The sequence below is a fragment of the Dolichospermum sp. UHCC 0315A genome (assembly GCF_008121535.1).
Classification (GTDB): Bacteria; Cyanobacteriota; Cyanobacteriia; order Cyanobacteriales; family Nostocaceae; genus Dolichospermum; species Dolichospermum lemmermannii.
Genome location: NZ_CP043056.1, coordinates 3,576,496 through 3,598,035 on the forward strand (window position 1 = coordinate 3,576,496; position 21,540 = coordinate 3,598,035).

Consider the following 21,540-nt stretch of genomic DNA (forward strand, 5'->3'; position numbering starts at 1 on the left):
GACAACTAACAACTTAACAACTTAACAACTTATATGGCAATCACACTCGAATCTAAAACCCGTCCCGAAGGTAGCAAACCCAGAGCTTTGCGCCGTTCTGGATTAATTCCCGCCAACTTGTATGGTCACAACGGGATTGAATCAATTTCTCTAGTTCTTGACGCTAAAGTTGTAGAACGTTTGCTCAAGCAAGTTATTCCTAATAAAACCCAAGTGGAACTCAGCATTGCTGAATTAGAGTGGACTGGTACAACCGTGCTTCGTGAAGTTCAGATTCACCCAGCCAAAGGCACGCCTTACCACATCAGTTTTTTTGCTGGTGCTAAAGGCTAAAATTCAGGTAATAATAACGAAGAGAACCAGGGTTAGCCCTGGTTTTTTTGTGGGAAAAAGGCAAGAGTATCAAAATCCCTCTTACCACTAACCACTGTACGGGCGAAGCATTTGGAGAACTATTTTTGGCAATGACCGATAATTTATCTTCCAAATGCTTCGCCCCTACTAACCACTGTACGGGCGAAGCACTTGGAGAACTATTTTTGGCAATGACCGATAATTTATCTTCCAAATGCTTCGCCCCTACTAACCACTGTACGGGCGAAGCACTTGGAGAACTATTTTTGGCAATGACCGATAATTTATCTTCCAAATGCTTCGCTGTACGGGCGAAGCATTTGGAGAATTATTTTTGGCAATGACCGATAATTTATCTTCCAAATGCTTCGCCCCTACTAACCACTGTACGGGCGAAGCACTTGGAGAACTATTTTTGGCAATGACCGATAATTTATCTTCCAAATACTTCGCCCCTACTAACCACTGACAACTAACAACTAACCAATGACACAAACCAATCTCCCAAATTTAATTTCACAGATGTTACAACCAGGATTTTATCCTCATTCTGTAACAGAACCAATTCAATTAATTCAAACTCATATTTCCTATGTCCTCCTCACAGGAGATTATGCTTACAAACTGAAAAAACCAGCCAACTTTGGTTTTTTAGACTTTTCCACCTTAGAAAAACGACAACATTTTTGTCAAGAAGAATTGCGCTTAAATCAACGTGGTGCAGGTGAATTATATTTAGAAGTTCTACCCCTAACTTTAGTTGGTGAACAATACCATTTAGGGGGAACAGGAGAAGTTGTAGAATATGCAGTAAAGATGCGTCAATTTCCCCAAGAAGCCCTTTTTAGTGAACTTTTTGCCAGTGGAAATTTGCAAGAAAGTCATTTGGAAGAATTGGGAAGAGTTGTCGCTCAATATCATGCTGAATCAGTCACAAACGATTATATTCGTAGTTTTGGGGAAGTCTCACAAATACGATTAGCAATTGATGAGAATTATCAGCAAACTCAAAACTATATTGGTAGACCTCAGACACAAGAGCAGTTTGAGGCAACAAAACAATATACAGATAACTTCTTTGTCCAACATCCAGAACTATTTAAAAGCAGAATTGACAATAACTATATTTGTGAATGTCACGGCGATTTACACCTCAGAAATATAGCTCTTTGGCATGACAAAATTATGCTATTTGACTGCATAGAATTCAATGAGCCTTTCCGGTTTGTGGATGTTATGTATGACGTAGCATTTACAGTTATGGATATTGAAGCCAGAGGAAGGAAAGACTTAGGAAATGCCTTTTTAAATGCCTATGTAGAGCAAACTGGAGACTGGGAAGGTTTACAGGTATTACCTTTATATTTAAGCCGTCAGGCTTATGTGCGAGCTAAGGTAAATTCCTTTTTATTAGATGATCCTAACATCCCGGCTGCGGTAAAAGAAGAATCTGCAAAAACTGCATCTGCATATTATCGTCAAGCGTGGGAATATACTAAACCCCAACAGGGAAAACTGATTTTGATGTCGGGTTTATCTGGCGCTGGTAAAAGTACCACAGCTAAATATTTAGCCCGAAAACTCAATGCAGTTCATCTCCGTTCTGATGCTGTGCGTAAGCATTTAGCAGGAATTCCCCTCTTAGAAAAAGGTGGGGATGAAATCTACACACCAGAAATGACGCAAAAAACCTATAGCCGATTGTTAGCATTAGGAATTATACTGGCTAATCAAGGTTGGTCTGTAATTTTAGATGCCAAATATGATCGTCAGGATTTACGGGAAGCAGCTATTTCTCAAGCTACACAGCATCAATTACCTGTACATATTATCAACTGCACCGCACCGTTAGAAGTTGTCACAGAACGACTGCTGAACCGCACTGGTGATATTGCTGATGCAACTGCTGATTTATTAGCATCCCAAATCAAGCAATCTGAACCATTTACAAATCAAGAACAACCTTATATAACAGTTGTAGATACAACTCAACCGCTAGACACGCAATTATCAGAATTGATTTAATTTTCGTTTAGGAAGTTAGGATTTAGCATTGTTCGTAAGTGTCAAATTAACGTAAAATTCATAGCCCGTCGGGGAATAAATTCCCTGTCTAATAGCTCAAGTCATCTAAAGATGACTAAAACAAACCAAAAATTTTTAGTGTACGTTAGTACACTTTTCTCGTTTCTCGTTCCCATACTCTGTATGGGAATGAATTCTAAAAGGCTCTGCCTTTAATAACATTTGAGGCAGAGCCTCCATGATAGCATTCCCAGTCAGAGACTGGGAACGAGATATAATTATTCTTTCTCCTGACTCCTAATCTTATGGCACCAAAAAATAATCTGCTAGGCGATATTTTCTCTTCTTCACCTAACTTTCTTTCTCAACTGTTGTTTGGATTATTTTTATTTATTATCTCCAGAATTGCTCATGCTTCAGTTCCTCTGAGTCTATTCATAGCCATTATGGGTGGTGTTACTTTGGGGTGGTTCACATTTGCCAATGATAATAGTCCTGAACCTGCTACAGTAGCCTCTAATGATGGTATTGATGCTGGATTAAAATATTGGTTGTTTTTTATGATGGGCTGCCTTTTCCTCGGTTATTCAGCCCCTATGAGTATTATATTCGGTGCTATTGCTGGAGTTGGTGGTGGCTGGATAATTGGTTGGTGGCGCAGTGAGGAGGCGTTACAAACACAATTATCTGAGGAGATTGTGGAAGAAGAAGAGACAGAACAGCCCAGTGAGAGAAATGCGAAAAGACGCAAAAGAAAACCTACTAAACGTTTCCGTCGGGAATCTGCAACTTTCAATTTTCGCTTTTGGGAAAAGTAATTAATAATTAACTAATTATGTTTTTATATTTATCTAAAATCCTACCACTATTTTTTTACCCTTTGGGATTGGCAAGTGTGAGTTTAATAGTGGCTTTAGTAACTTTACGGAAACGTCCCCGGATTGCGACTATAGCTATTTCTTTATCTTTAGCTTTGTTGCTAATATGTAGTAATGCTTGGGTGGCTAAATCCTTGGTACGCAGCCTAGAATGGCAAAATATCCCCGCTACTCAAATCCCCAATGCTGAAGCCATTGTAGTTTTAGGTGGTGCAACTAAATCAGCAACTTGGCCACGGGTGACAGTAGATTTAAGTGAAGCAGGCGATCGCGTAATTTATGCCGCACAACTTTATTTTCAGAAAAAAGCCCCTATAATTATCCTTAGTGGTGGCCGGATTGATTGGCGCGGTAGTGGTTCGCCAGAATCAGCAGATATGGCAAATATTCTTACATCTATTGGTGTTCCAGCCACAGCAATTATTCAAGAACCTGATTCTTTCAATACTCATGATAATGCTGTCAATGTCCGTAAAATTCTTGAAGCTCGCCAAATCAAAAAAGTATTATTAATTACCTCAGCAATACATACGCCGCGATCGCTCAAAATTTTTCACCGTCAAGGTATGGATGTCATTCCCACACCAACCGATTTTCTTGTTAGTCAAGGTGAATTTCAAGAACTTACCAGCACTCCAAAAGCCGCAATTCTCAATTTACTCCCTGATACTGAAAATTTAAACCAATTCACAAGTGCATTCAAAGAATATATTGGTACTTTTATTTATTGGTTACGAGGTTGGTTATAATATTTCATGAAATCAGAATTAATATTCCCAAGTATAATCAAATTAAGTTTAAATAACAAGGAGTGGAAAAGATGTTGTTAGAATTAAAGCGCATCCATGTACCACCAGGACAAACAGTAATATTGCAAGATGTCACCTGGACAGAATTAGAAACTATTCTTGAAGAATTAGGAGAACATCGTGCAGCGCGAATTGCTTATGACAAGGGAATATTAGAAATTATGGCACCATTACCAGAACATGAAGACGATAAAGAAATTATTAGTGATTTAGTTAAGGCTTTATTGGAAGAATTAGATATTGAATTTAGATGTCTTGGTTCTACCACATTTAAAAATCAATTTATGGAGAAAGGGATAGAACCTGATCAATGTTTTTATATTAAAAATGAAGCTTTAATTCGAGGAAAAAAGCGATTAGATTTAACAATAGATCCTCCACCAGATTTAGCCTTAGAAATTGATATTACTTCCCGCACTCATGCAAATATTTATCAAGCCTTAAAAGTTCCAGAATTATGGCGTTTTGAGAATAGTAATTTAAGAATAAATATCTTACAAGATGGGAATTATCTAGAATCTCAGTCAAGTTTAAATTTTCCTAATTTACCTTTAATTGCAGTAATTCCCCAATATCTTCAACAAAGTAAAACCGCAGGGAGAAATGCGACACTTAAAGCCTTTAGAAATTGGGTAAAACAGCAACAGTTATCCTCTGAGTCTAAATAAATGACAACAACATTTCTGGCAAAAATCATTACCATAGAAGAATTCTTAAAACTGGGTTTTATTGATGAGTCACCACCATGGGAATATATTAACACAGAAGCAATTCAAAAACCTATGGGCGGAGGTAAACACAGTTTATTACAAAAAAGATTAGTTGCAGTAATTGACACAGCAACAAGTGATTACGAAGCATTTCCAGAACTGCGGTGTAGCTGTGGTAATCGTTCCGTAGTTCCTGATATTGCAGTTATTGATAATAATCAAATACCATTAGATGAAAGCGGTGATATTATTAGCAGTGGGATTAATTTTGCACCAGCTTGGATAATTGAAATTCTGTCACCGGCTCAAAGTCAAACCAAGGTAACTGGCAATATTTTACATTGTATTAAACATGGTACAAAACTTGGATGGTTACTTGATCCAAATGAGCGTTCAATTTTAGTTTATCAGCCTCATAGTTTACCAGATTTATTAACTGGAACAGATATATTACCAGTTGTAGAAGGAGTGAATTTAATAATCACAGTTGAGGAAGTATTTGGTTGGTTGCAAAGGAAAAAGTGATGGATTTAATCAACTGAACTCGCTTGATTATTCAACCAGATAACCAAATTAGCTTTACTGGTAAAATCTAACAACGCTAAACCTAAATTCTCCAAATCTTCCACAGACAACTTATTAATTTTTACTTGTAAATCCTGACTAAATGCACCTATACGCCGTTCAAACCCACATTCCGCACCCCAAAATGTTACAGAGGGAAATTACGGAGATGAAAATCAAATGGAGCATCAAAACAAACAGATAAAGTGAAAAAAGGCATTTGAGAAACAGTAAATCACCAAAAATGTCATCAAAATCTATTCTCAATAAGAAGCAATAAGAATGCACACCACCTGGAGAGGTCAATAGATAAGCGAAAGAAGATATTCAAGAAACGATTATAAGTTAGACTAATCAATTAAAGTAAAAAACGAAATTATAGACATAGTAAAATGGAGCTATAACCCACATTCCGCACCCCAAACTGTCACAGATCAAAAAAGCCCTTAAAGTAGTACATAATAACTAAAGTCAATTCAAAAATTAAGATGCTTAATGAGAATAAGTAGCATTAAAAGGGACGTGGTGTGATAAAGTGAAACTTGGTAACAAAAGAAAAAAATGAATTGATAACCAAATAAGAAATAATTGATGACAACAGAAGTATTAGAGGAAACTGTTGTGAAATTAAAACCTCAAGAAATAGAAATTGAGAACATAGACCATCTAGGGATAGTAGCAGGAATCATAGATTCAATCGGAATAGTAGAAATAATAAATGAATTAATAGGAGTCGAAAAAGACGAAAAAGTAAATGCAGGTCAAGTGGTAAAAGCCATGATAATAAACGGGTTAGGATTTGTCTCCAAACCGTTATATATGTTTCCCCAATATTTTGAAACAATCGCCTGTGAGCATCTAATAGGAACAGGAGTAAAACCAGAATATCTTAACGACGATAAATTGGGGAGAGTCATGGATAAACTGTTTATAAAAGGCTTAGATACAATCTTTTTTATCATAGCCTTAAAAGCTGCTCAAAAATTTGGAGTATCACTATCAACATCACATCTAGACTCATCATCAATGCACGTGCATGGGCAGTATAACACTAGCTTACCATTCGTAATATTTGAGAGTCAAAAAGTAGGAAATAACCAAGAATTAGAAGAATTAGCAGTAAAATCACCAAAAGAAATAACCATCACCTACGGTTATTCCCGTGACCATAGACCAGATTTAAAACAATTCATCATAGAAATGATATGTTCAGGAGATGGAGACATCCCAATATTTTTAAAACTAGCATCGGGAAATCAAGCAGATTCATCATGTTTTGGTCAAATAGCAGTAGAATATCAAAAACAATTAGAAGTTAATAGTCTCATGGTTGCTGACGCTGCTTTATATACAGAATCAAACCTGAAAATGATGTCAGAATTACGTTGGTTATGTCGAGTACCATTAAGCATAAAAGCAGCAAAAACATTAATATCAACATTAGCAGAATCAGAATTTATTGATAGTACAATACCAGGATATAAATTAGCATCAAAAATCCAAAATTATGCAGGGATAGAACAAAGATGGTTAGTAGTGCAAAGTCAAGAAAGAAAAGAATCAGACCTGCATAAGCTCACACAAAAAATTACCAAAGCAGAATCAAAAGCTGTGCAAGATTTGAAAAAGTTATCACAAGAGAGATTTGCATGTGTTGCAGATGCTATCAAGGCATTATCAAAATTATCAAAACAATTCAAATATCACCAAATTAACGTAAGTATTGTTACTCAAATCGAATCTAAGACAAAAGATTCTCCAGAAGAAATATCTTACCAAATATCAGCTACAGTCTCCCAGGATGAAAGTAAAATTAATACAGAATTGCTGAGTGCGGGACGTTTTATTATTGCGACAAATGTTTTAGATTCACAGGAACTAAGCAATGATTCTATGCTAAGTGAATATAAAGCCCAGCAGTCATGTGAGAGGGGGTTTGTTTTTCTCAAAGACCCATTATTTTTTGCCGACAGTATTTTCCTCAAAAGTCCTGAGAGAATAGAGTCTTTGGGAATGATTATGGGTTTATGTCTACTGGTTTATACTTTGGCTCAACGTCATATTAGAAATGCTCTTTTGGAGTCTAAATCAACAATTAAAAATCAATTAGGCAAAGCAACTAATCGTCCTACTTTACGCTGGATTTTTCAATGCTTTCAGTGTATTCATTTGGTTACACTCAATCAGGAGAAACATATTTCTAATTGGAATAAGGACAGAGATTTTATCTTGAGTCTTTTACCAGATGATTGTTTACGTTACTATCAATTAGTCAGCTAATTATCATCTCTATCAATTTAATTTCTCTTGTAAAGATGAGCTAATCTCTTTGATTTATAGCTCCATTTTACTATGTCTATAATTTCGTTTTTTACTTTAATTGATTAGTCTAACTTATAATTGTTTCTTGAATATCTTCTTTCACTTATCTATTGACCTCTCCAGGTGGTGTGCATTCTTATTGCTTCTTATTGAGAATAGATTTTGATGACATTTTTGGTGATTTACTGTTTCTCAAATGCCTTTTTTCACTTTATCTGTTTGTTTTGATGCTCCCTTTGATTTTCATCTCCGTAATTTCCCTCTGTAACATTTTGGGGTGCGGAATGTGGGTTTTATTGTCAATCAAGCTGTTGATATTACTGAAAGAAAAAATCTAGAGGAAAAACTTAAAGCATCTAATGAGAGAAACGGCATATTACTCAGGGCTATTCCCGAAGCTATCAAATCAGGGGCGGGAAGACATTCTACTGATGAGTTAGAGTTTCTGGTGAAATCTTTAACTGAAAATCCCATTGTTGACCGACAATCAATTGAAACATTAATTAGATTAGAAGTTCAAGTTAGGGAAAACTCTGCCAAAATGCAACAAGTCGAAAAAATGCTTTTTTGGGAAGATTCTTCATTGATGAGCAGAGTCAAAGCATTAGAGGTTTATCAACAAAACGATGATGAAAACTGGGAACAACTTGCAGAAAGCAGAAATAAAATCAATGATTTATCTAAAATTGTGGGGATTCTTACTAGCATCCGCGGTGGGTTGAAATCTTGGTTTATTATGTTTATAATATTCCAAATGCTAGGAATTTTCGTTATAGATGTAGGTGTTAGGTATTTAAATAATAAAGCAATTCCTGTTTGTTTAGAACCGGGATTTAATTTAAGTTCTAAATCTTGAACAAATCCCTATAATTTCATAACTCCATCTCCCAATCCTCATATTGTAACTCTTCTATTCGGCTAAACTCTCCCACATTATGAGTCACCAAAACTAAATTATTAGCAATAGCGATTGCAGCAATTTGTAAATCATAAACTCCTATTGGTGTTCCCTTTTTCTTCAAATCAGAACGAATATAAGCACAAACTTTTGCTGCATCTTTATCAAAACTAAGAATTCTAAACTGACTCAGAAAACGCTCTGATTTCTTGATATTAAGTAAGTAGACGAAAATAAATCAAAGTAGATTAAGTAATGTAAAAAATCTGGAGATGATTTCGTAGTAAGGGCTTCAGCCCTCAAATGAGGAATAAATTCCTCACTACAAACTTTGAATTATTCAAGCCGTTCTACTTACTCTCTATTTTTTGGCTACAAAAAGCTCCATAAAAAAGTTCAAATGCAACTACTGTAGACAAATTAATATTCTCAGGGCTTTGTTCTGACAATTTTTGAACAACTAACTGATTGCTATTATTAAGCAACTTGATGCAAACATTAGTATCAAGTAAATATGTCATAACAAAAAATCTCTCTCCTGCGCTTCTGCTTGATGCTCCCTAACCAGTGGTTCTCCTTCCCATCCACCAATAACTTCCTCAAAAAAACCAGGAAACCAGCCCCTATTTTCAGGCGTAATTATAGGTGTATTTTCCGTGACATCTTCAAGAATAGATGTGATTTCTTCTTCTAAAGTCCGTTGATGACTTTGAGCAAGATATTTGAGTTTTTCAAGAACGATAGGATTAAGCTTTTGCAAAATAACTGGAGTCATAAAACCTATAAAGTAAAACCAACCTTAGCTAACTATATTTTAATCTGCTCATCCAATAATTGCATCTCTCGCACTCACCTAATATCATTGCAAGCTCACTCATTCTGTCCTTAAAGCTCTCCTCCAATGACCAGCAACCATCTTTAATAACGTAGTATATGAAATCCTTAGTAGATCCACAAAGTCAAACAGACCCCAGTTTTAAGAGTACAAAGTTATATACACGCATGACAGCAAGTGAAGTCCGTCGTCAACTAATTGCACAATATGGTTACACGGAGGAAGAACTACCAACATCTGAAACAATTCGCCGAAAATTGAATGATTTAGGCTATACCTTAAAGAGAGTCCTGAAAACTAAACCTATCAAGAAAATTCCCGAAACAGAAGCCATTTTTGAACAAGTCAAGCAGATTAATACTCAAGCTTGAGAATTCGGGTTTTACCATCCTTTTTGGAGATGGGTATTTCGCGTAATCCCTGGTGTTTCCAGTCGTTACATTCGGTTCTGAGTTTTTCACTCAGTTGAAACCTTTGCTCGAATGAGAGCGCGGTTTTACCGTCTATTCCCGCTGTCTTTTTCCTGTGCATTTAGCTGTGTTACTTGACGGATAGCCAGTAATCTTGCTGCGGTAGACTTCAGAATCAGTTTTTGTAGGGACTTAGCTTTGCGCTTGTCGCCAACTTGAACCGCTTTGTACACTCGTTTTTGTAGGCGGAATAAGTCACGGCGGAATTTCTTCCAAGGTAACTTCTTCCAGGATTCACGCTTAGTTGTCTCTGTGTCTAATCATGCTCTGCGACCATTTGTGTATTCTGAACACCTCAGACCAATTACGGTCTGTCCTACCCGAATTGAGGGAGTTCCGCTGCTCGTCCAGCCTACTTATAGGGAACGAATCCGCCCTTAGACCCTCAACCCGTTTTTATTCGTTCCCTCGGTTGATTGTTAGTTCCGTTAGGTGTAGCCAATTCAACCACTGGATTCCCTAGACTCTTGCCGCTATTATAAGAAGATGCGGCGGGAATTAATCTCCAGTGAAGTCAGGTTTTGTTGTTGTGTCCTGCTTAACATTAGGTTGCTTTTCTAGGCTGGTGTTTCACCGTGGGAACTCCCCGTTAACGCCAAGTGTCACCCCACAACGGATGTCTGATTGCGCCTTCCAGCTTCACCCTCCAGATACCGAGTCTGGTCAGTGTGGGCAGGTAGGGAGTCATACCTGAGTCTGGTAAATGGGGCTTTCACCCATATCAGACCGAGAGTTCAACCTTTTTCCATGATTGGATTGGGTTGGTTAGCTTATGTACGGGCTGGATACCGTGATTCAGCTAACAACGAATCGCACTTAACCAATTTACTAGTTTTATAGAACAAAATTCTCTATCACCTAATACGCAGATTTTATAGTTATTAAAAATGGGTAAAATTTTCTTCAATATTCGTGATTGCTCCTCAAAGTTACTGCTACCTAACTTTGGCAATAACTCAAAATATACAGGAAATGCCCTTTGATCCCAAACTATACTAATCATGAATAAATTTATGCGTCCCCAAGCCGTCCTATCCATCACTACATAAATTAATTCTTCATCCTTCAAATATGTTTCTAAAAATGTTTTTACAATCGGAAACCAGATTTTCTCAATTGTTAGGTTTGGTAAAGATAGAAATCTCTGTATTTTTCTTTTCCTACTTTCAAATTTAATCGGAATTGGTAGAGCAGTAGCCAAAGCTTCTAAACATCTAGATTGCAGCGAAATCCACTTTTACCCAAATGGGACATCTTTATTCAACCTCTTTAGCTGGTAATTTCTTTTTCAGAAATCACCTAATTGTTGTTACTGTACCTCATAACAACGGGAAGTGCTGTAAATGGGAGCGCAAAGTTAAAAATAAAGGTAATGCTGTTTATTCAGTTTAGCTGCGTAACAGCTTATTCTAAATTTTCAGATTCTCAATTCTGACTAAGAATCGCATTAATAATAGTGGCGTTTTGATTGAGATAGGGGGGATCGATTATCTCTCGGTGGACACCATGGGCATAATAATTGATTCGTTGTCCCCTTGTAGCTTGTATCCAATCATCTTCATAATCGTAGTTGCCTTCAGCACGGATGAGATGAATATTGCCATTAATTTGCACATTTTTTAAATCGGAATACCAGAGAAAATTAAAGTATTCCCAGACTTGATTGTAGGTGAGATCGCGTAATTTTTGATTCTCCATAAAGTAACGCCTCAATTCCTGACGTTTGGGATTTAACAAGAAAGTATCAACGCCTTCTATAATTTCTGACATTTCAGCTTGTTGAGCTTCACGACCGCCTCGATAAGTATCTATTAAAATCACATCAGAAACCACGCGATCGCGACTTTCTAACTTTTGAGCCATCAACATTGCCAAAAAACCACCTGCTGAATGTCCCATCAATTTTAAGTCTTGATTTGGTTCTATGTCGTCTATCAATTCTGCATATTTTTCTAAAGTTGCTTCATCGGCTATATATCTGAAAGTATATATAGCATAATCTGTTAAATAATCAGCTAAATTTGCGTAAGCTGCGGCAAAACCAAGAGCTGGCGGAAATATAAAAACTGCTTTTTCTCGTGCTTGATTAAAAACTATATAAGGACGTTCTTTAGGTTGGATATTCATCTCTTTAGCGTAGATGATATATTTACTCAATTCTGCTACTGTTGGTTTTTCATAAATCATCGATAAAGGAATTTCAATTTCTAGTTCTTGATAAATTAATGCCATCAAATTCATGGCTTGTAATGAGTGACCACCTAAATCAAAGAAGTTATCATTCACTCCCACCTTTGATACTTGCAGAACTTGCTGCCAAATGCTTACTAAAATCCTTTCTGAGGAATTGCGGGGAGGTAAATATGGTAATTCTACTATCGATGTTTCATCTGGTTGAGGCAATTTTCGACGGTCTATCTTGCCATTAGGATTTAATGGTAATTCTGACAAGACTACAAAAGCTGAAGGTATCATGTAAGCTGGCAATTTATGCTGTAGGAAGCGACGCAGTTCGCTAGGAGTCAATGATGAGTTTTTTCTAACTACATAAGCTACTAAGCGTTGGTTTTCAGAAGTATTTGCTTGCAGAATGACAACTGTTTGTTCTACTTGGGGATGAGTATCTAAAAGAAATTCAATTTCTCCTAACTCAATACGTAAACCTCGTAGTTTGACTTGATGATCGATGCGACCAAGATATTCTATATTTCCATCACTTAGGTAACGAGCTAAATCTCCAGTTTTATATAATTTTCCTTCACCAAAGGGATTAGAAATGAATTTTTCATTAGTTAATTCTGGTTGATTGAGGTAGCCTCTAGCTAAAGAGACACCTCCAATATGTAATTCTCCAGCAATGCCAATGGGAACTGGTTGCAAATATTGATCGAGGATGTAAGTTTGAGTATTAGCTATCGGGCGACCAATGGGAATTATTCGACAGTTAGAATCTGGCTGACATTGCCAGCAAGTAGCATCAACTGCTGTTTCCGTTGGCCCGTAAAGATTATGTAATTCACAGTCCAATCGCTCAAAGAATCGTTGAGTCAATTCATAAGATAGTGCTTCTCCACCACTAAAGACTCGCTTTAAATAACGACAACTTTCTAAGTTTGGTTGTTGCAGAAAAATTCGCAACATTGAGGGAACAAAAGATGCTTGAGTGACTTGTTGTTGAGCAATCAAATTAATCAAGTAAGCGATATCTTTATGACCTTCAGGTTTAGCCACTACTAGAGTAGTGCCAGATGTTAAAGACCAAAATATCTCCCAGACTGAAACATCAAAACTTAAAACACCTATATGCAGGATGCAATCACCTGCGATAAGCGGATAAGTATCAATTGTTCGCAATAAATTATTGCAAATACCTTTATGGATATTCATCACTCCCTTTGGCTTACCTGTAGAACCAGAGGTATAAATCACATAAGCCAAATTTTCCGCTTTCACCAATTTGACGGGATTGTGTTGACTATAATTAGCAATGATGTGCCAATCACGGTCTAAACACACCACCTCGGCTGAATTTGCTTGTAAAGAGTATACTAGAGACTGCTGGGTTAGTAAAATTGACACTGCCGCATCAGTTAGCATATAAATTAAGCGATCATTCGGATAACTAGGGTCTAAAGGCACATAAGCTCCCCCTGCCTTTAAAATTCCCAGTAGTCCGATTAGCATCTCTATTGAACGCTCAACAAAAATTCCCACCAATACTTCTGGTTCTACACCTTTTGTTCGCAAATAGTGAGCTAATTGATTGGCTTTTTGATTTAATTGTTGATAGGTTAATTGTTGACCTTCAAAAATCACTGCAACTGCATTGGGGTTGCGTTCTACTTGTTCTTCAAATAGGTCATGGATACATTTATCTTGAGGATATGCGACTTCTGTGTTATTCCATTCTATTAGTAACTGATAAAGTTCTTCAGGAGTTAGTAAATTGATTTGTGACAATTGGCAATTAGGATTCTCGACTACTGCCTGAATAATTTGTAAAAAGTGACCGCTCATTCTAGCGATCGTCTCTTCTCGAAATAGATCCGGTTCGTATTCTATAACCAATCTTAAATCGTTGGTATCTTCAAATAAACTCCAACTCAAATCGAATTGAGCAGTTCGAGGTTTTAGTGGGTATGCTTGATGTTCAATCCCAGGAATTTTTATCACTGCTTTACTGTCTTTACTAAGCAGTGAAAACATCACATCAAATAAAGGATTTCGTGTTAAATCATGTTCTAAATCAAGGGCAGATACTAATTTATCAAAAGGATATTCATTATACTCATAAGCATCAAGACAAGTATTTGTCACTTCTGCCAATGCTTGTTGAAAAGTTCCCACTTTTGGGAGTAAAGTTCTTAAAGCTAGAGTGTTAACATAAAAGCCAATTTGATTTTCTAGGTCTGGATGATTACGTCCAGAAATAGGTATACCAATGACTAAATCATGCTGTCCGGTGTAGCGATGGAGTAATATTTTAAATAAAGTTAAGAGGGTAATAAATAAAGTTGTATGATTCCCAGCAGCAAAAGAGCGTAATTTTTCGCTTAGACTCTGACTAAAATTATAAGTATATATACTAGCTTGAGAAGATTTAAATTGTGGTCTAGGAAAGTCGGTGGGTAAGTTGAGTATGGGTGGTTCTCCAGCAAAGCGATCGCACCAATAATTACATTGTTCTTTTGCCTCCTCACTTTCTAACCACTGATTTTGCCATGCTGTATAATCCTTATATTGCAATGGTAGTGCAGGTAAAGCGGCAGTTTTTTGTTGCGTGCAAGCAGAGTATAAAGTGACGAACTCTTGAAAAATGATGTCGAGCGATCGCGCATCCCCAATAATATGGTGTATAGTCAAACCAAACAAAAATTCCTCTGGCTTTATCTGCACTAACAAAACTCGCATCAAAGGTAATTTCTCTAAATCAAAACGCGAGTCTGCTGATTCTTGAATCAAGCTATCAGCTATTGTTTCAGCATCCTTTTGTTCTCTTAAATCTCTAAATACTACTAACTGTTCTTTAGGCACTTCTTCATGTACAATTTGCTGAATGCTACCTGCGATATTTGTAAAAGTAGTACGCAAAATTTCATGGCGGTTTACAATTTGTTGAAAAGCTGCTGTGAATGCGGCAATATCTAAGCTGCCATTAATTCTCATTGCCAACCTAATATTGTAAGCACTAGAATATTCACTTATATGGTGCAGAATCCACATCCGCCTTTGAGCGTGGGATACTTCATAATATTGTTGATTCGGTAGTGAATTTATCATTTTTCTTGTCGTAATTGAATCAAATCAGCTTGTGCTTTTAAAGTGTTTTGAGTAAAAATTTCTCGCAATCGCAATGCAACTCCGAATTGGTTACGTATGTGCGACACTAAGCGCATGGCCTTTAAACTATTTCCTCCTAGCTCAAAAAATGACTGATTAGTATCACTCACCTCTACCTCCAATAATTCAGTCCAAATGGAGGCTAATAAAGCTTCTTGTGGATTAAAGCTAGTAATTTGATGACTTGTTTGAGCAATATTTGCTTCTGCTTTTGGTAGTCCTAGACGATTGATTTTGCCATTTGGTAATAACGGAAAATCTGCCAACTGCATCAAATAATTTGGCTGCATATAAATCGGTAAAACTTGTTTTAATTGGCTGCTAATATGTTGATGATTTATAGCATTCTCTGCTTGATAATATGCAATAACTGTCACTAATTCTTCTTTTTCCTCAGCAATTACCAGTGCTTTTTCTACACCATCAATAGCAGCTAGTGCATCTTCAATTTCTCCCAACTCAATCCGTACTCCATTCAACTTCACTTGCTTATCACTGCGTCCTATCACTTCCACCGTTAAATCCGGTAGCAGTCGTCCCAAGTCTCCTGTGCAATAAACTATATCAGCCCCATGATTCAAAGGATTGGGTATAAAAACAGAATTGGTTAATCTTTGGTCTTGGTAATAGCCTTTTGTTAAATAAGGTGACTTGACGAAAATTTCTCCCACTTCTCCTACAGCACAAGGACGAGTCCCATCAATCACTGCAAATGCCGCCTCTGGCAGTGTTCTACCTCCAGGAACTCTGGCATAAGTAATTTTATTCGGATCAGGAATCCGATGAAAATGTTTGACAAAGGTGGTTTCACTTGCACCATAAATATTGACAAATTCTGTCTGAGAACCAAAAACTTGATGCCATTCACCGAGTTCTTTGACAAATAAAGGTTCTCCTCCCAATACCAAAACTCGTAAATTCTTGAGTAATTGATCAGCATTGGTTAAATTGCGACCAATCTTTAAAAATAGGCGCATCACCGAAGGAACAGTGTGCAGTAAGTTAATCTGCCATTCTCCTAACCGCAGTAATAACTTTTCTAAATCTTCGCGGTCTGTGCTATCAGGAATATAAAGAGTTCCTCCAGAACATAAAGTTACAAGAGTTTCCCTAAGATAAGCATCAAAATTAATTTGTGCGATTTGGAGACAGCGCCAATTAGAATTAATTCCAAATTCTAATTTTTCCCAATTGATGAAGTGACGCAAACTGCCGTGACTACCAAGTATAGCTTTGGGTTCACCTGTTGATCCAGAAGTAAACATAATATAGTTAGAATCATCTGCGTCAGGCATAGTTAGAACTTTTTTATCATGATTTGCTTCTACAAGCAAGCATTGATAATTTGTGCCATCCCATTGATAGTATTGCTGAATTTCATGGGCATTTATCACTAATATTTGAGGTGGTTTTGGTAATAATGCTAATCGAGGTTTGATAATATCTAAATTCTCGGAATCGACTACTATCATAGTGGGGGATGTTTTGCTCATCATGCGTAAAGAGCGTTCTTCTGGTTCATCCAAACGCAGAGGTAAATAAATTCCCCCAGCCTTAAATACCGCTAACATTGCTAATACTTGACGATAATCTCCTTCAAGAATTACGCCACAAATATTATCCTTTTGAATGCCTAAATATTTAAAGATGTTAGCCCAAGAGTTAGTAAGTGTATCTAATTCCAGATAGCTTAATTCTCCCTGAGAATAAATAATAGATGTTTTGTCTGGTAAAGCTCTTACTTGCTCGATAAAATCATGGATTACTGTGCGTCTTTCTAAGCGAGGAATTGGTTGAATAAAACTTTCAAAAAAAGCGGTTTCTGTTGGAGATAAAAGAGAAATTTTACAGATTGGTTGGCTAGGATTGTTTAGCATTTCGGTAAGCAACTTATCGAAATGGCTCAGACATTTTTGCATCCTCTCTGCTTGGAATAAATCTGTATTGTAAATTAAATCTAACCTGAGTTGCTCGTTTTGCTCAATAAATACAAAAGACAGGTCAAATTTACTGGTAGGAGTTAGTGAATTTAGGGATTTGATTTGTAATTCTTCTATAGCTATAGGTTGACCAAAATTTTGTAGAAGTAATAACACATCAAACAATGGTGTACGGTTAATCTCTTTAGAAATTGCTAGTTCTTCTACCAAAATATCAAACGGGTAATCAGCGTGTTCAAATGCTTCGGTAACAGTTTGACGAACTTGTGCAAGCAAATTTTTATAACCTTGTTCTGGCTCTATTTGGTCACGCAGAACTAGTGTATTCAGAAATAAACCGATTAAAGATTGCAGTTGAGGATGGTTGCGAGTGGCAATTTCTGTACCAATGGAAATATCGTGTTGACCACTGTAGCGATACAGTAATACTTTTACTGCTGTTAATAGTGCCATAAACAAAGTGCTTTCTGTTTGTTGACAAATCCCTCGCAACCCACAGACTATTTCTGGTTTGAATGTCCAGCTTAAATGTGAACCATTGAAAGTCTTAATAGAAGGTCGTTGAAAATCTGTAGGTAAGTGAATGCGGGGTATTTGCCCATTATCAAGTTTTTGCCGCCAGTAATCTAAGTTTTTTCTATACTCATCACTGCGTAAAATATTAGCTTGCCATGCTGCATAATCTTTGTATTGTATAGACAATTTATCTGGATTTGGCTGTAAGCCTTTAACAAAGTAATTGTAATATTTTAAGCATTCTTTAGCTAATAAATCCATCGACCAGCCATCACAAATAATATGATGGATTTCCATGCACAGAATATATTGTTGCTCTGGGAGCTTATAAATATTAGCTCGTAAAAGTGGGCTATTTTCTAAATCGAAAGGTTCTTGGGATTGTTTAATAATTTCTAGGATGTGGCTTTCAGCATGAGGTTGATTGCTCCAATCTTGAAATCCCACATGAAAAGGACTATGTGCAAGTACCTTTTGCCTCGGTTCACCGTTGATTAATACAAACGATGTCCGCAATGTTTCATGGCGAGCAATCAAAACTTGCATTGCTTTTTCAAAGGCATCAGGGTCAAAATTTCCTTTTATTTTGAGTGTAGACACAATATGATAAGCCACATTGTTTAGATCCATCTGTTGCAACACAAAGAAACGTTTTTGTGCATGAGATGTTTCATAATTTTCTTGCTTAGATAAATGGGGAATTACCTGAACATTAATAGGCGTACTAGCAGTTAATAACTCTGCTTGTTCTGCTATTGTCGGATGCAAAAATACTTGTTTGATTTGAAAAGAAAGACCCAATTTTTCTTGAATCTGATTGACTAGAGCAATTGCTTTAAGGCTGTGTCCTCCTAAATCAAAGAAGTTGTCATTCACTCCCACCTTTGATACTTGCAGAACTTGCTGCCAAATGCTTACTAAAATCCTTTCTGAGGAATTGCGGGGAGGTAAATATGGTAATTCTACTATCGATGTTTCATCTGGTTGAGGCAATTTTCGACGGTCTATCTTGCCATTAGGATTTAATGGTAATTCTGACAAGACTACAAAAGCTGAAGGTATCATGTAAGCTGGCAATTTCTGCTGTAGGAAGCGACGCAGTTCGCTAGGAGTCAATGATGAGTTTTTTCTAACTACATAAGCTACTAAGCGTTGGTTTTCAGAAGTATCTGCTTGCAGAACTACAACTGTTTGTTCTACTTGGGGATGAGTGTCTAAAAGGAATTCTATTTCTCCTAACTCAATACGTAAACCTCGTAGTTTAACTTGATGATCGATGCGACCAAGATATTCTATATTTCCATCACTTAGATAACGAGCTAAATCCCCAGTTTTATATAATTTACCTTCACCAAAAGGATTAGAAATGAATCTTTCATTAGTTAATTCTGGCTGGTTGAGGTAGCCTCTAGCTAATTGTACACCCCCAATATGTAATTCTCCAGCAATGCCAATTCCAGATGGTTGTAGATGAGGATCAAGAATATAAATTTGGGTATTGGCAATGGGGCGACCAATGGGAATTACCTGGTAATTAGATTGTGGCTGACATTGCCAGTAAGTGGCATAAACTGCTGTTTCCGTTGGCCCGTAAAGATTATGTAATTCACAGTCCAATCGCTCAAAGAATCGTTGAGTCAATTCATAAGATAGTGCTTCTCCACCACTAAAGACTCGCTTTAAATAACGACAACTTTCTAAGTTTGGTTGTTGCAGAAAAATTCGCAACATTGAGGGAACAAAAGATGCTTGAGTGACTTGTTGTTGAGCAATTAAATTAATCAGGTAAGCTATATCTTTGTGACCTTCGGGTTTAGCCACTACTAAAGTAGTGCCAGATGTTAAAGACGAGAAGATTTCCCAGACTGAAACATCAAAACTTAAAACACCTATATGCAGGATGCAATCACCTGCGATAAGCGGATAAGTATCAATTGTTCGCAATAAATTATTGCAAATACCTTTATGGATATTCATCACTCCCTTTGGCTTACCTGTAGAACCAGAGGTATAAATCACATAAGCCAAATTTTCCGCTTTCACCAAGTTGACGGGGTTGTGTTGACTATAATTAGCAATGATGTGCCAATCACGGTCTAAACACACCACCTCGGCTGAATTTGCTTCTAAAGAGTCTACTAGAGACTGCTGAGTTAGTAAAATTGACACTGCCGCATCAGTGAGCATATAAATTAAGCGATCGCTCGGATAACTAGGGTCTAAAGGCAAATAAGCTCCCCCTGCCTTTAAAATTCCCAGTAGTCCGATTAGCATCTCTATTGAACGCTCAACAAAAATTCCCACCAATACTTCTGGTTCTACACCTTTTGTTCGCAAATAGTGAGCTAATTGATTGGCTTTTTGATTTAATTGTTGATAGGTTAATTGTTGACCTTCAAAAATCACTGCAACTGCATTGGGGTTGCGTTCTACTTGTTCTTCAAATAGTTGATGGATACATTTATCTAAAGGATAGTCAGTCTGAGTATCGTTCCACTCTACCAATAACTGATGTCGTTCTGCTTGTGTCAATAACGGTAGTTCAGCTATCTGCTGCTGGGGATTAGCAACAATCGCTGTTAATAAGGTCTGCAAATGACCAGCCATCCGCACAATTGTGTCGCCTGTAAAACGACTAGTATCGTAACTAAATTTTATGAGCAACTCTTGTTTGGGTATTGCTGCTACGGTCAAAGGATAGTTTGTCTGTTCAAAATTCTCCACCTTGCTGACTGGCAATAATTGATTTGGCTCCTCTGACAAGCTATCCATAGGATAGTTCTCAAACACTACCAAGCTTTCAAATAACGGAACTCCTGGTGGTACATCACTCATGTTTTGTACTTCCGCCAGAGTACTATAAGCGTACTCCTGAAGTTCTGCTTGCTTTTGTTGCAATTGTTGTAGCCAAGGTATAATTAATTCTGATTTGGGAGTGGATACTCGCAGTGGTAAGGTATTAATAAACAACCCCACCATGTTTTCTACCATCGGCAAACTGGCAGGACGACCGGAAACTGTGACACCAAATAAAACTTCAGACTCTCCACTGTAGCGACTGAGGAGAATAGCCCAGGCTGCTTGGATCAAAGTTGATAAAGTCAGACCATATTGCAAACCCAAAGATTGCAATCCTTTAGTGGTAGCGCGGGATAAATACAATTCCTGTTCTTGATAAGTTGGTTGTACTCCAGAGTTACTAAGCTGGGGTCGGTCTACCACTAGTGGGGTAGGAGCAGTGAAGCCCTTAAGGGTGCGCCGCCAAAACATTTCCGCAACAGATAAGTCTTGCTGCTGTAACCAAATAATGTAGTCTTGATAAGGACGAGGAGAAGGAAGATAGCAGTTTTGACCTTGAGAGTAAGCAGTATAGAAGGTTAAAACTTCTTTATAAATTATGGGTAAGCACCAACCATCTAACAGGATATGATGCCAATTCCAAAGAAATTTATAGCTTTGATCAGATAGCCGAATTAATGTACAGCGCATCAAAGGTGCTTGATTAAGTTGAAACCCTTCTTGATATTCTGTTTGCAGTAAAGAATCTAGACGCTGTTGTTGCTCTATGGAGGAAAGGTTTCGCCAATCTTGATAGTTCCAAGGTAAATCCACCTGCTTTCGCACTACTTGTAGAGGTTGTTGACGCTTCTCCCAGAGAAAAAGAGTCCGCAACACCGAGTAGCGTTCTACGACTTGTTCCCAAGCTCGTTTAAAAGCAATAACGTTAATGTCTGTACAGATAGTGATTAGCGTTTGATTGCAATAAACTCCTGAGTCTGGAGCATAAATACTATGAAAGAGCATCCCCTGTTGCATGGGGGAGAGAGGATAAATTGACTCTACGTTTTTGTTTTTCTGAGATTTTTCAACTAACATTGT

The 21,540-nt window shown here is 37.2% G+C and carries 15 protein-coding genes and 3 pseudogenes; 9 read left to right on the forward strand and 9 right to left on the reverse strand.

Annotated elements, in window-relative coordinates; genetic code table 11:
- Positions 1–33: 33 nt before the first annotated feature.
- On the forward strand, positions 34–333 hold the full coding sequence (gene rplY, locus BMF77_RS17280) for a 50S ribosomal protein L25 (protein WP_015083400.1): 300 nt from the start codon (positions 34–36) through the stop codon (positions 331–333).
- Here rplY and BMF77_RS17285 read toward each other — a convergent pair.
- Entirely contained in the window at positions 323–649 is a 327-nt protein-coding gene (locus tag BMF77_RS17285; RefSeq protein ID WP_246862945.1) for a hypothetical protein, read from the reverse strand. The two genes, rplY and BMF77_RS17285, sit on opposite strands and share 11 nt — an antisense overlap.
- The gene (locus BMF77_RS17290) at positions 583–849 is read right to left on the reverse strand and encodes a hypothetical protein (protein WP_246862946.1); all 267 of its coding nucleotides are present in this window, start codon (positions 847–849) and stop codon (positions 583–585) included. The genes BMF77_RS17285 and BMF77_RS17290 overlap by 67 nt, the downstream gene beginning before the upstream one ends.
- Here BMF77_RS17290 and BMF77_RS17295 point away from each other — a divergent pair.
- The 5 genes from BMF77_RS17295 (at position 841) to BMF77_RS17315 (ending at position 5,301) form a co-directional block, all read left to right on the forward strand.
- Positions 841–2,379: an AAA family ATPase gene (locus BMF77_RS17295; RefSeq protein ID WP_015083399.1), complete on the forward strand. Its 1,539-nt coding sequence runs from the start codon at positions 841–843 to the stop codon at positions 2,377–2,379. The genes BMF77_RS17290 and BMF77_RS17295 overlap by 9 nt on opposite strands.
- Positions 2,380–2,684: 305 nt before the next feature.
- A complete protein-coding gene (locus BMF77_RS17300) occupies positions 2,685–3,197 on the forward strand; it encodes a hypothetical protein (RefSeq protein ID WP_148764532.1) in 513 nt (170 codons plus the stop codon).
- A gap of 17 nt (positions 3,198–3,214) precedes the next feature.
- The gene (locus BMF77_RS17305) at positions 3,215–4,006 is read left to right on the forward strand and encodes a YdcF family protein (RefSeq protein ID WP_148764534.1); all 792 of its coding nucleotides are present in this window, start codon (positions 3,215–3,217) and stop codon (positions 4,004–4,006) included.
- Positions 4,007–4,077: 71 nt separating this feature from the next.
- Complete coding sequence (locus tag BMF77_RS17310) at positions 4,078–4,734, forward strand: Uma2 family endonuclease (protein ID WP_148764536.1); 657 nt, start codon at positions 4,078–4,080, stop codon at positions 4,732–4,734.
- A complete protein-coding gene (locus tag BMF77_RS17315; RefSeq protein ID WP_148764538.1) occupies positions 4,735–5,301 on the forward strand; it encodes a Uma2 family endonuclease in 567 nt (188 codons plus the stop codon).
- A gap of 5 nt (positions 5,302–5,306) precedes the next feature.
- Here the strand turns inward: BMF77_RS17315 and BMF77_RS17320 are convergent, their stop codons facing one another.
- Complete coding sequence (locus BMF77_RS17320) at positions 5,307–5,405, reverse strand: DUF4351 domain-containing protein (RefSeq protein WP_246863165.1); 99 nt, start codon at positions 5,403–5,405, stop codon at positions 5,307–5,309.
- Between the two features lie 526 nt (positions 5,406–5,931).
- Here BMF77_RS17320 and BMF77_RS17330 point away from each other — a divergent pair.
- Entirely contained in the window at positions 5,932–7,620 is a 1,689-nt protein-coding gene (locus BMF77_RS17330) for an IS1634 family transposase (protein WP_148764540.1), read from the forward strand.
- A 328-nt stretch (positions 7,621–7,948) separates the two neighbouring features.
- On the forward strand, positions 7,949–8,518 hold the full coding sequence (locus BMF77_RS17340) for a hypothetical protein (RefSeq protein ID WP_210422216.1): 570 nt from the start codon (positions 7,949–7,951) through the stop codon (positions 8,516–8,518).
- Positions 8,519–8,534: 16 nt separating this feature from the next.
- Here BMF77_RS17340 and BMF77_RS29040 read toward each other — a convergent pair whose 3' ends face one another.
- On the reverse strand, positions 8,535–8,795 hold the full coding sequence (locus tag BMF77_RS29040; RefSeq protein WP_371735637.1) for a PIN domain-containing protein: 261 nt from the start codon (positions 8,793–8,795) through the stop codon (positions 8,535–8,537).
- Positions 8,796–9,077: 282 nt separating this feature from the next.
- On the reverse strand, positions 9,078–9,335 hold the full coding sequence (locus BMF77_RS17350; protein WP_148764544.1) for a hypothetical protein: 258 nt from the start codon (positions 9,333–9,335) through the stop codon (positions 9,078–9,080).
- A gap of 158 nt (positions 9,336–9,493) precedes the next feature.
- On the opposite strand from BMF77_RS17350, the pseudogene BMF77_RS17355 reads away from it, so the two are divergent.
- Positions 9,494–9,763, forward strand: a pseudogene (locus tag BMF77_RS17355) (ISAzo13 family transposase); the annotation flags it as partial.
- Here the strand turns inward: BMF77_RS17355 and BMF77_RS17360 are convergent.
- The 4 genes and pseudogenes from BMF77_RS17360 to BMF77_RS17375 all read right to left on the reverse strand — a co-directional run.
- Positions 9,759–10,129, reverse strand: a pseudogene (locus tag BMF77_RS17360) (reverse transcriptase N-terminal domain-containing protein); the annotation flags it as partial. The pseudogenes BMF77_RS17355 and BMF77_RS17360 overlap by 5 nt on opposite strands.
- Positions 10,130–10,682: 553 nt before the next feature.
- Positions 10,683–11,093 (reverse strand): annotated as a pseudogene (locus BMF77_RS17365) (IS4 family transposase); the annotation flags it as partial.
- A 197-nt stretch (positions 11,094–11,290) separates the two neighbouring features.
- Positions 11,291–15,145, reverse strand: coding sequence for a non-ribosomal peptide synthetase (locus BMF77_RS17370; protein WP_148764546.1), 3,855 nt, complete (start codon positions 15,143–15,145; stop codon positions 11,291–11,293).
- On the reverse strand, positions 15,142–21,537 hold the full coding sequence (locus BMF77_RS17375; protein ID WP_148764548.1) for a non-ribosomal peptide synthetase: 6,396 nt from the start codon (positions 21,535–21,537) through the stop codon (positions 15,142–15,144). Before BMF77_RS17375 ends, BMF77_RS17370 begins: the two co-directional genes overlap by 4 nt.
- Between the last annotated feature and the right edge of the window lie 3 nt (positions 21,538–21,540).

What these genes read in the sequence shown, in the direction of transcription:
- BMF77_RS17315 (WP_148764538.1), top strand. Translation starts at nt 4,735, where the DNA reads ATGACAACAACATTTCTGGCAAAAATCATTACCATAGAAGAATTCTTA.
- rplY (WP_015083400.1), top strand. Translation starts at nt 34, where the DNA reads ATGGCAATCACACTCGAATCTAAAACCCGTCCCGAAGGTAGCAAACCC.
- BMF77_RS17375 (WP_148764548.1), bottom strand. Translation starts at nt 21,537, where the DNA reads ATGTTAGTTGAAAAATCTCAGAAAAACAAAAACGTAGAGTCAATTTAT.
- BMF77_RS17370 (WP_148764546.1), bottom strand. Translation starts at nt 15,145, where the DNA reads ATGATAAATTCACTACCGAATCAACAATATTATGAAGTATCCCACGCT.
- BMF77_RS17310 (WP_148764536.1), top strand. Translation starts at nt 4,078, where the DNA reads ATGTTGTTAGAATTAAAGCGCATCCATGTACCACCAGGACAAACAGTA.
- BMF77_RS17350 (WP_148764544.1), bottom strand. Translation starts at nt 9,335, where the DNA reads ATGACTCCAGTTATTTTGCAAAAGCTTAATCCTATCGTTCTTGAAAAA.
- BMF77_RS17295 (WP_015083399.1), top strand. Translation starts at nt 841, where the DNA reads ATGACACAAACCAATCTCCCAAATTTAATTTCACAGATGTTACAACCA.
- BMF77_RS17300 (WP_148764532.1), top strand. Translation starts at nt 2,685, where the DNA reads ATGGCACCAAAAAATAATCTGCTAGGCGATATTTTCTCTTCTTCACCT.
- BMF77_RS17330 (WP_148764540.1), top strand. Translation starts at nt 5,932, where the DNA reads ATGACAACAGAAGTATTAGAGGAAACTGTTGTGAAATTAAAACCTCAA.
- BMF77_RS17305 (WP_148764534.1), top strand. Translation starts at nt 3,215, where the DNA reads ATGTTTTTATATTTATCTAAAATCCTACCACTATTTTTTTACCCTTTG.